Origin of the sequence: Microcoleus sp. PH2017_08_TRC_O_A (assembly GCF_020738665.1) — a bacterium.
Classification (GTDB): Bacteria; Cyanobacteriota; Cyanobacteriia; order Cyanobacteriales; family Microcoleaceae; genus Microcoleus.
The window spans coordinates 36,785-37,735 of sequence record NZ_JAEQCE010000049.1; the positions used below are offsets into that span (position 1 = coordinate 36,785).

Sequence of the window (951 nt, forward strand, 5' to 3'; positions counted from 1 at the left end):
TCAGCTACAGCGTCAGCGACGGAGTATCGCCGTCTGGGGCTGTTGCGGTCAATTTCAATGTCACCAACCAGCCACCTGCTGGACAAACAGACAATTACAGTACCTCACTTGATACTGCCCTCAACGTTTCTGCGATCGCAGGTGTCTTAGGCAACGACAGCGACCTCGACGGCGACCCGCTGACGGCAACTTTATCAACTGGCCCCAAAAATGGCAAGGTCGATTTTAAGGCTGATGGTTCCTTCAGCTATACTCCCAATCCGGGTTTTGCCGGTACAGACATTTTTAGCTACAGCATCAGTGACGGCATATTGGCATCTCCTGCCATTTCGGTGAATATCAACGTCACCAAGTTGCTAACCAACCAGCCGCCAGTAGCAAATAGTGACAACTATACAACTCTCCACACCAAGGCACTGAATGTTCCAGCCCCCGGAGTCCTGGCTAATGACATTGACCCCAACGGCGACCCCTTGACTGCCACAGTGGAGTCACTTCCCCAAAACGGCAAGGTCAATTTCAAGGCTGACGGTTCCTTCAGCTATACTGCCAATCCAGGTTTTATCGGTACAGACAACTTCAGCTACAGCGTCACTGACGGCATCAACCCACCTGTTTCGGTGCCGGTCAAGATCAATGTCACGAATCAGCAGCCTCAGGCAAATAGCGATCGCTACAACACTCCCCACAACAAGACACTCAATATTCCAGCCCCCGGAGTCCTGGGCAACGACAGCGACCCCAACAGCGATCCGTTGACTGCCAAACTGGTAACATTACCCAAAAATGGTAAGGTCAATTTCAACGCTGACGGTTCCTTTAGCTATACTCCGAATCCGGGTTTTGTCGGCCTGGAGGAATTCAGCTACAACATCAGTGACGGGGCATCCACGTCTGCGGAGACTCCGGTAAGTATCAATGTCACGAATCAGCAGCCGCAGGCAAATAGCG

At 51.9% G+C, this 951-nt stretch carries 1 protein-coding gene; it reads left to right on the forward strand.

Going from position 1 to position 951, the window contains the following annotated elements:
- Nucleotides 1-951: cadherin-like domain-containing protein (locus JGK22_RS18240; RefSeq protein WP_293313356.1), on the forward strand; the 951-nt coding region annotated here is incomplete at both ends.